General features: G+C 43.4%; 8 protein-coding genes. 4 read left to right on the top strand and 4 right to left on the bottom strand.

All coding sequences use genetic code 11. The annotated features are described in order from the left end of the window. The first annotated feature begins 187 nt into the window (after window positions 1–187). The 4 genes from HXY43_RS15125 (at window position 188) to HXY43_RS15110 (ending at window position 6,441) form a co-directional block, all read left to right on the top strand. A complete protein-coding gene (locus HXY43_RS15125) occupies window positions 188–1,900 on the top strand; it encodes a serine/threonine-protein kinase (RefSeq protein WP_290884200.1) in 1,713 nt (570 codons plus the stop codon). 139 nt (window positions 1,901–2,039) lie between these two features. Beyond that, entirely contained in the window at window positions 2,040–4,262 is a 2,223-nt protein-coding gene (locus HXY43_RS15120) for a protein kinase (protein ID WP_290884204.1), read from the top strand. A gap of 267 nt (window positions 4,263–4,529) precedes the next feature. Then, window positions 4,530–4,985, top strand: a complete 456-nt coding sequence (gene speD / locus HXY43_RS15115) for an adenosylmethionine decarboxylase (RefSeq protein WP_290884198.1) — start codon at window positions 4,530–4,532, stop codon at window positions 4,983–4,985. A 514-nt stretch (window positions 4,986–5,499) separates the two neighbouring features. Next, window positions 5,500–6,441 carry a fused MFS/spermidine synthase gene (locus HXY43_RS15110; RefSeq protein ID WP_290884196.1) on the top strand — a complete coding sequence of 314 codons (942 nt, stop codon included), beginning with the start codon at window positions 5,500–5,502 and terminating at the stop codon, window positions 6,439–6,441. Between the two features lie 167 nt (window positions 6,442–6,608). On the opposite strand, the gene HXY43_RS15105 is transcribed toward HXY43_RS15110, so the two are convergent. The 4 genes from HXY43_RS15105 to HXY43_RS15090 form a co-directional block, all read right to left on the bottom strand. Beyond that, on the bottom strand, window positions 6,609–6,797 hold the full coding sequence (locus HXY43_RS15105; protein WP_026734584.1) for a hypothetical protein: 189 nt from the start codon (window positions 6,795–6,797) through the stop codon (window positions 6,609–6,611). Window positions 6,798–6,999: 202 nt separating this feature from the next. Further along, window positions 7,000–7,467, bottom strand: a complete 468-nt coding sequence (infC, locus tag HXY43_RS15100) for a translation initiation factor IF-3 (RefSeq protein ID WP_269321066.1) — start codon at window positions 7,465–7,467, stop codon at window positions 7,000–7,002. A gap of 409 nt (window positions 7,468–7,876) precedes the next feature. Continuing rightward, entirely contained in the window at window positions 7,877–8,494 is a 618-nt protein-coding gene (locus tag HXY43_RS15095) for an NUDIX hydrolase (protein ID WP_290884194.1), read from the bottom strand. Between the two features lie 32 nt (window positions 8,495–8,526). Beyond that, the gene (locus HXY43_RS15090) at window positions 8,527–8,895 is read right to left on the bottom strand and encodes a DUF4276 family protein (RefSeq protein WP_290884192.1); all 369 of its coding nucleotides are present in this window, start codon (window positions 8,893–8,895) and stop codon (window positions 8,527–8,529) included. Window positions 8,896–9,138 lie beyond the last annotated feature (243 nt).

Below are 9,138 nucleotides of genomic sequence, written 5' to 3'. Positions count from 1 at the left end.
GTTGGTGGTTAGTGGTTGGTGGTTGGTGGTTAGTGGTTGGTGATTGTTAACTATGCCCAATGCCCAATGCCCGATGCCCACTCTCCCACTGCTCCACTCTCCCACTCAAGATTGAGAGGGATGTCCGTAATAACGGTTATCTTTGTTGTAGCTAAATAATAAAACCTTTTATCTATTCTTCAGCACCATGCAGGTTTATTGCAGTAGACAACACGCCAATAAAGGGAGTAATCGCTTTTGTACCGAGTGTGGTGAACCTTTGCCTATTCATCAGGAAGAGTTGATAGCCAAGCGCTATCGGATTGTAAAGTTATTAGGGCAAGGGGGTTTTGGACGTACTTATTTGGCGGAGGATGTGAAGCAATCCGAGCAAGAGTGCGTGCTGAAGGAATTTGCACCCCAAGTAGAAGAACAGCAAGATTTAAAAAAAGCTAAAGAGTTGTTTGAGCGAGAAGCTAGTGTACTGCAAAAACTTCAGCATCCCCAAATTCCCCGCTTTCACACCTCACTGCAAGCAAAGATTGGCAATCATGATTTTTTCTTTTTGGTGCAAGACTATGTGGAGGGTGACAATTACCAGGAGTTGCTAGAAAAACGTCTTGCTCAAGGAGAGAATTTTAGCGAAGAAGAGGTAATTAAACTCCTGCGACAACTTTTACCTGTGTTGTCCTACATCCACTCTCAAAATGTGGTTCACCGCGATATCTCTCCTGATAATTTAATTTGGCGATATTCTGATAGCCTACCAGTTTTGATTGATTTTGGCGGTGTGAAACAATTACCTGCTTCTCAGGGTTTTTGGTTTACTCAACTGGGTGGAATCCGGACTTTGTTGGGAAAGAAAGGCTATGCGCCAGAAGAACAGCTACGCCAGGGCAAAGCCTTTCCGAGTAGCGATTTGTATTCTTTGGGGGTGACGGCGCTGGTGCTGCTGACAGGAAAGGAACCACAAAAACTCTATGACGGCTATCAGGGAACTTGGCGTTGGGGAACGGAAATTAAAACGAGTTCTCACTTGGAAGCTGTGTTAAAAAAAATGCTGGCTTATAAACCTAGCGATCGCTATCAAAGTGCGGATCAAGTCCTGAAGGATTTACAATCAACCACCCCTGTCAAAACTGTCAATCCCCATCTTACTAAACTCCGGACTATGGTAGTTGCACCTGTTGGGCGAAAACGCGCCCAAGCCCTGGCTACCAAATTCAACAACAAAACACAAGCGATCGCTCAAACTCTAAACATACCTGTTTGGCTGCGTCCGTTTGCTGTAAGCATGGCAGCAACAACCGTAGCCGCTTTGACTTTCGTTGGTTCTTGGGCGCTGGTAAATGCCGTTATTCAGGGCGTATCATCAATTACGATTCCTACGATCACTCTCCCTAAATTTCCAGATGGTTCTAATTCCCCGACGAAACCATCGGGTAACTTGGATAAGCAGGAAGCAACCCAGATCGCTAAAATTATCGATCGCCGCCAACAGCTAGAAATTCCAGAAGGATTTTTTATTCAAACGGTAGATAAAATTTTTTATACTGACAACCCAGAGCTAAAAGGGCGTTCCCTCACCTCTAATTCAGAAGATGCAAGATTCCGAAAAGAATGGTACAGTCATGCTGACAAGTTATTAAAAAAAATAGAACAAGCTGATCTCAGTACAAGTGCGCGTCGGAAGTTAGGAAGCTATAGCTCACGAGATTACGCAACTTGGCAGCAAAAAGCCCAAGCCAGTCAGTTAGGTGATTATACAATCGAGCAACTGCAAACAGAAACAAATCGAAAATTTGACCGATTATTTCCAGGACAACGACGTGGCAATGGGAAACTGGATCGGAGTACATTTGCTCAGATCTGGTATGCGATCGCAGCCGATCGAGTGGGTAAACTAGAATCTGCTAATTAGGGAATAGTTAGTGGTTAGTGGTTAGTAGATAGTGGTTAGTGGTTAGTAGTAAGCAGCCAACACGTACCAAATGACTAATGACCAATGACTAATGACTGTTAACCCTTGACTCTTGACCCTTGACTCTTGACCCTTGACTATGAATTCTGTTTATTGCTCCAAAGGACACGAAAACCCAGCTAGTAGTCGCTTTTGCCTTCATTGCGGTGAGAAGTTGGATGCTGCGGCTAGTCAGGGTATTCAATCGGGGCAAACTTTGGGCGATCGCTATTTAATTGTACATCAACTCGGTCAAGGAGGGTTTGGACGCACTTATTTAGCTGAAGATATCAACCGCTTCCGGGAACTCTGCGTTTTAAAGGAATTTTCCCCTCAAGTTCAAACTGCCTACGTGTTGCAAAAAGCAGAAGAATTATTTCAAAGGGAAGCTACTGTTCTTTACAAACTGCAACATCCGCAAATTCCCCGTTTTCGCGAGTTATTTCGCAGTAACTTAAATGGTAAGGAATACTTATTTTTAGTACAGGATTACGTAGAAGGACAAACTTACCGCGCATTGTTAGATACGCGCCTGCGACAAGGTTTACGGTTTACAGAAGCAGAAGTACGCCAACTATTACAGCAAATCCTACCTGTCTTAGAATACATCCACTCTTTGGGAGTTATACACCGCGATATCTCCCCAGATAACTTAATGCTTCGCAATGTTGACCAACTGCCAGTATTAATTGATTTTGGCGGTGTCAAACAAGTAGCGGCAACTGTCGCCTCCCAATATTATCAACCCAACGCTGGTGCTGTGACACCACCAGCAACCTTACTGGGTAAGTTTGGATATGCTCCTCCAGAACAGATGCACTCAGGTTTGGTAGAACCTCACAGCGATCTGTATGCTTTAGCAGCAACGGTGTTAGTTTTGCTTACAGGCAAACAACCATCAGAACTAATTGATAGTTACACCCTCACTTGGCAATGGCGACGAGAAATTAGCCTCAGTCCCAATTTAGGGGCAGTGTTGGATAAAATGCTCTCTCCATCCCCCCAAGAACGTTATCAAAACGCTCGTCAAGTTCTGCAAGCCCTCACCCCGCCTATTGTCCCAACTCAGCCTCCTGCCCCAGTTGCAGCCTCAAATCCACCAACTGCTGCTACCGTCGCCGTCGCCCCCTCTTCACGCCCCACTCCCCCACTCTCCCCACGCCAGGTGCTACAACGGGGGGAACCCCCGCAACGCACTGGCTCCTCCCCCACTCCTCCCCTCTCCCCCTCTCCCACCTGGTGGACGCCAGGAAAAATCATTTTGGTGTTCTTATTATTTACCTGTGCTGCTGGCGTTAGCTTTTGGGGAGCGAGTAACTTGATCTCGTTGCGTTCTCGTGGTGATGGTTCAGACAATGTCACCTCACAGCCGACACCAACATTTAGCCCAACTCCGCAACCCATCGATCCTCTGGCTAGATATTCACCTGAAGAACGGGCGCGTAAAGAAAGATTAGGCGATCGCCGTCAACAATTGGGTATTGATGAAAATTTTTATGTGAGCTTGGTCAATCAGATATTTTGGGATCAAAATCCTACCTTACAAAGACGCAGTCTCACCGACGAACCCACAGATGCTCAATTGCGGGAAGAATGGGACAATACCGCCTCTCAAGTATTGCAAAAGCTGACGCAACTGAGTTCAGAGGCTAGGCGGCGACTGGGTACTTATGGAGGAGCCGATCGCGATCGCTGGAAAGTCGAAGTCAACAACCTGAATGTATCTAGCCGTGCTTTGTACGATTTAGGGGATGCAGCATTCTTCCAGCAATTTCCAGAACGGGAAGGTAAGAATTTTATCAATCAGCCTATTGGACAAGTTTGGCACGGGTTTGTTGCCGATCAACTCAACGCTATTGCTGCCAGAAGTGCTTTCCAAAAAATTGTCTTTGATCCCAGTGCTACTAGCAAAACAGTCAATGGCAACCTCAAAGACTCAGCTGGCAAAGTTTTTATAGCTGATTTACGCCAAGATCAATTCATGGAAGTAAAGCTAGAGGCAAATTCTCAAGTTTTGTGGTCAATTTATTCTCCTACGGGCGAATACCGATTGTTAGAAGATTCCAAAAAGCGAGCGTGGTCAGGTACACTGCCAGAAAGCGGATTTTATGAATTTGTGATTGTGTCGCGAAGACCTAATCCACTCGATTATCAACTAACTTTGACAGTGGAAAATCCCACGCCAACACCATCGCCAACACCAACCCCCAGCGATACACCCACATCAGAACCTTCACCCACCCCTACATCTAGTGAGACAGCCACACCAACACCTGATGAGACAGGCACGCCAACACCAGAACCAACTTCCACACCAGAGTGAATTAATCAATAGTCATTGGTCATTAGGTGTTGTTGGCTGTTTACTACTAACCACTAACTACTAACCACTGTCTCTTTAAGTTATATTTTTAACACCTATTATTCAGAAATCATTTATCAAAATTTCTGTATTTAATTTCTGCTTTTATGTAATAATCGTAGGTCTGTGCATAAAAGCATAAAAAATCTAAAGTCTCGCGGCGAACTTCAAAGTCCAAGAAGTAGCCTGATTCATCTTGGGGTTGATTTTTCGTTAGTTGTTGTAAAGGTGGAAGAATTGGAAAAGCAATCTTACCCCCCCGAAGAATTATCTTCGGTTCCTGTTGGCAGACACTGCATTTTAGAACTGTACGGCTGTCCAATCGGTTTACTCAATGATATCGGGTTCATTAGAGAGGCTTTACAAGCAGCTGCTAAGACAGCCAAGTCTACTCTGCTCAAAGAGATATCATACCAATTTGAACCATACGGAGTGACTGCACTAGCACTGTTAGCCGAATCTCACATATCGATTCATACTTGGCCAGAAAACGGCTATATAGCAGTAGATGTGTTTACCTGCGGTCAACATACAAATCCAGAAAAAGCTTGCGAATATCTTGTCAAAGCTTTTCAAGCTAATAACCATGTACTGATGACACTTCCTCGGGGTAGGCTGTCACCTACCATTCAACCAACAATCAAGCAGTTGGAACAAACGCTGTTGGTAAATACGCGATCGTGATATTGTTGGCAATTAACCTGTCTTGAAAGAGCCAAGAGGCAGAAGAAAAGAGGAAGAAAGAAGAAGCATAAAGTATTTTCGTGCTTTTTTGCGTGATGAAATCACATGAGTGACTGTTTTGAAAGTCTACTTTCATCATCCGTTGTCAACCTAGTTCATAGTTCTACCCAGTCGCGTACTTAGATATAAAACCCCACCTTTTTCCTTCCCCTTGCTAAGGGGAGAGGTGCCGTCAGGCGGGGTGGGGTAAAATTACATTTTTGAACGCGATTGAGTATTAAATACAGTTTAGTGTGTTACGGCTTCCCGCCCGCTTGAACATTCAAGGTGCAAAACCTCCACGAACAATTATGCCCACAACGAGGGAATGAAAATCTCTTCCCCTTTTCCCTTTTCCCTTTTCCCTTTCCCCTATTTTCAAGCTAGATATGAAATCAAACATTGACTGACAAAAAATGCATTTAGCGATCGCCCAATCAGCCCAATTAATAGAAAAAGTAGAGAGAGTAATTCTATGCCAGGTAGCGATGTGGGTGCAGATTTGTGGGTAAACGAATACATCACTCCTTGGGATATATACACACACGGAGTGACAGCGGTACTTGCTTACCAGAAAACTGCATACCAAGAAATGTATATTGTAGAGACGGGAACCTACGGCAAAGCGCTGGTTCTAGATGGCAAATGGCAATCTTGTACTGGTGATGAGTTTTTATACCATGAGCCGTTGGTGCATCCTGCCATGATTTTTCACGGCGAACCACGTAAGGTATTAATTCTGGGTGGCGGAGAAGGAGCCACCGCTAGGGAAGTCCTGCGATGGCAGACAGTAGACAAGGTTGTGATGATTGACATTGATGGCGAAGTGGTGGAAGCTTGCAAGCAACACCTGAGCGAAATGCATCAGAATGCCTTTGACGACCCCCGCCTACATGTGGTAATAGCGGACGCTCTTGATTTTTTAGATACCACTGATGAAGAATGGGATGTGATTATTTCTGACCTCAGCGATCCCATTGAGTCAGGGCCATCATTTCAGTTGTTCACCAAGGAATACTTTGAGAAAGCCCGGCGGGTGTTGTCACCAAAAGGGTTTTTTGTTGTCCAAGCAGGCCCTGTTTCACCAGGAGAATTAACCCTCCACGCTCGTTTGGCAAAAACTCTAAATACAGTTTTTCCGAATGTGCAGTCCTACAGCAGTCACACCTGCACCTATGGCAGACCGTGGGGTTTTATCCTGGGTTCACAGGTTGAGATCAATACCCGACCCGACCCAGAAAAGATAGACCAACTGTTGCAGGAAAAAACTAGCGGCGGGTTCCGGATGTTAGATGGGATTGCACTTTTGGGAATGCTACACTTGCCATTGCATCTTAGAAAAGCGATCGCCAACGAAACCCAAGTTTACACCCTCGCCGAACCTCCAAAATTTTTTGGGCAAGGCTCGGTAAAGTAGGAAAAAAGAAGGACAAGGAGGACAAAACAAGTCAAAAGTCAAAAGTCAAAAGTCTAATTTTGATTTTTGACTTGATATTTTTGACTTCCCGAAGGTGTCTCCCCCTCTCCCTTGTCTCCCTCATCTTCCTAATAGCTCAAGTGAAGCAAGTTTAAGGGGTCAAGCCTTCAATCTTGGATGATCAGAATTTTCTGCTCCAAATAATGCTGAAGCAAGCGATCGGTTTTGATAAATTGCCGTATTTCAGTTACCTGCTCGCTACTAATTTCAGTCACTCCAGGAACAAAACATATTCCCAAAATAGATATGTTAGGTGGAAGATATTTCCCGGTTAGTTTATAATTTACTGTTGCCATAAGCTCACCATTTCTTCTAAAGCAATCGCGTAGTGGAAATCTTCTATTGGGCTGTCGCTCTTGACAATTAGGCTATGCTAAATCATGTGACTAATGCCCAATAGAAATATATGGCTTAGATGGTTGAGTGATAGACTCAAACCACTCATTGAGCGCAATTCCTTCATTGAGAAATCCCTTAAGAGATTCCTCAAAGGTTAATTTAGGCAGGAATAACTTGAACAATCAGTGAGCGTTTATCAAGCGACTGAACTTTACCCACTGAACTTAGATTACTTACAATGCGGTCTAGCAGTTCTCCAGCATGAGCGCGATTTTGATGTTCTCGACCTCGTAAACGAATGACAAACTTTACTGAATCGCCTTTACTCAACCACTGAACGGCTTGATTGATGCGTAAATTATAATCAGCTATACCCACATTTGGACGTAGCCTAACTTCCTTAACGGTTGGTCTAGCGCTTTGGTTCTGACGTTTTTTCTTTTGATACTGAAGCTTGCCATAGTTGAGAATCTTTGCTACTGGAGCGTCTTTGCCTTCGGAGACTACAACTAAGTCAAGATCTACACTCTGAGCTAGCTCTAGAGCCTCACGGGTATCAGTCAGACCACGATTGTTATTCTCATGGTCAATCAAGAAGACTTGAGGTGACTTGATTTGTGAGTTAATTAGTTGCTTTTGGATTACGATAATGATTTCCTCTTAATTGTTCAGCACTTTGCTTTGCAAGTAATACCAAGGTAACACAACGCTAACTATGAACTATAGATGTGAACATAATTTAGAATATAATTAACTTGTTAAAAACCATACCAACTTACTTAGAATAGACAAGTGTATATATCATTAAGATTGTGATTTATTCAGCTAACGAACAGTATCCAAGCAAAATAACACGTATCTTTTATAACAAAAAAAACTCAAGCACTCAAGTTTTGTAAGTAGTTGAATGCAAATATCGATTAATCAGCGTGAGATGGAAGCGATCGCCACGGTAGCCACAAAAACCAGCATCTCAACAGTGGGCATTATCGAAATAGCAGTTATCTAGCACTTATTGAGTGGAAAATAGTTAGACTTAATCAAAGTCTGTTGGTAAATCTGGACAGTGGTAATGCTCAAATAATCTGGTAATTTGCGCTGATGTCACACGCCCAATAGACAACTCTGGAATTCCATCTTCAGGAAAAAATCCTACTGCTTCTGTCTCAATACTGGGTGATGGGGAACCGCCAACAAGTTCACACAGAAAAAAGAGCTTATATATGTAATGGGGGAACGGTGGATGACCTTGCCTATCTCTATCGTAAACAGCTAAGAGTTTGACGGCACGAGCATGATAACCTGATTCTTCATAAATTTCTTTGACAACTACTTCACTGGGAGAAAAACCAATATCAGCCCATCCACCAGGTAAAGTCCAACAGCCGTCGGCTCGTTCCTTCACAAGTAAGATAGTATCGTCGCGAAAAACTGCACCGCGCACATCAATTTTAGGAGTGGCGTATCCCACATCACGGGCAAACAGATCCAATATATAGCTGTATTCGATGTTGGTGTGGGTTGCCATGATTTCCGCAGCGATCGCCTGTATTGCTTCAAAACGCTCAAGATCATAAGGGTTTTCAGAAAAAGTCAGACCATTTTGAGCGATCGCTTGTAATTTTTGCGCCCATTCTAACCACTTGGGTTGCACGATTTTCTCCTAGTTTAAGAAAAGGGATAGTTTCAGCTAATCATAGCTCTGAGCCCATCTCGAAAAACCTGAAAGCTTCGAGACAGGTTGTTTTCCACATCCATGTGAGGAGCCACTTTCTGTGCAAAGTCTATTTTTTGTAAACCTGTCTCATACCCATACTTTTTGAGTATCCGATCCAATTGTTCCCATGTGCCTCCCTTAATGGCATCTGGATTCCGAAATCTAGCTTTCTGCAATAACGAATCAGGTATTCTTTCATACTCAGCGCGGATTGCTGGGACATCTCTAAAAAACCATGACTCAAGTTCTTCTATAGCAATTCTGTGTAGAACAATATTTCCTTTCTGTTTAGTTACAACACTGCTAGCATCACATAGCTTTTTTTTAAGACTTGACAATCGTTTTTATCTTGGTCAACTAAGACAACAATCCGCCAATCTTCAGTGACAAATTTTGCATAAGATTGCATACGTTCAGGTAGTCTTTTGAGAAGTCTATCTTTATTTTGAAAGTTATGAATTTTAGGCGTTGCTGAATCAAGATATGAATTTACAATTCACGGGTATGTAGAGACGTAGCATTGCTACGTCTCTACAATGATTTGGCATCGAACTACAAAAATGTATGCACACATAATTCAT

The organism is Fischerella sp. (assembly GCF_013388695.1).
Classification (GTDB): domain Bacteria; phylum Cyanobacteriota; class Cyanobacteriia; order Cyanobacteriales; family Nostocaceae; genus PCC9605.
The sequence above is the reverse complement of the archived record's forward strand: the minus strand, read 5'-3'. Positions and strand labels throughout refer to the sequence as shown.

Excerpts from the sequence above, each read along its gene's own strand:
- HXY43_RS15125 (WP_290884200.1), top strand. The coding sequence starts at position 188 with ATGCAGGTTTATTGCAGTAGACAACACGCCAATAAAGGGAGTAATCGC.
- HXY43_RS15120 (WP_290884204.1), top strand. The coding sequence starts at position 2,040 with ATGAATTCTGTTTATTGCTCCAAAGGACACGAAAACCCAGCTAGTAGT.
- HXY43_RS15110 (WP_290884196.1), top strand. The coding sequence starts at position 5,500 with ATGCCAGGTAGCGATGTGGGTGCAGATTTGTGGGTAAACGAATACATC.
- HXY43_RS15105 (WP_026734584.1), bottom strand. The coding sequence starts at position 6,797 with ATGGCAACAGTAAATTATAAACTAACCGGGAAATATCTTCCACCTAAC.